The 247-nt window shown below is 46.6% G+C and carries 1 pseudogene; it reads left to right on the top strand.

Annotated elements, in window-relative coordinates:
* Positions 1-247, top strand: a pseudogene (locus MZO41_RS16680) (IS1182 family transposase); the annotation flags it as partial.

Here is a 247-nt window from a genome sequence, read left to right as displayed (position 1 = left end):
AGCAACTAAGCAGGTTTCCCCGAACCCAGCCAAACAGCAACGCCGGACTGTTAAATCACAAAAACGTAAGTTGGATAAACGACGTGATAAAATGCGTGAACACCAAGCACAGCAAGCAATCTATGGTCAGCGTAACAGCTACTCTAAGACGGATCACGATGCCACCTTTATGCGGGTCAAGGAAGATCCGATGCAAAACGGTCAATTAAAACCTGCCTACAACGTTCAAATCGCCACGAGTAATCAG

This window comes from Lactiplantibacillus sp. C232 (genome assembly GCF_023806725.1).
In the GTDB taxonomy this organism is placed as follows: Bacteria; Bacillota; Bacilli; order Lactobacillales; family Lactobacillaceae; genus Lactiplantibacillus; species Lactiplantibacillus plantarum.
Note: the sequence above shows the minus strand (reverse complement) of the source record. Positions and strands in the feature narration are given on the sequence as shown.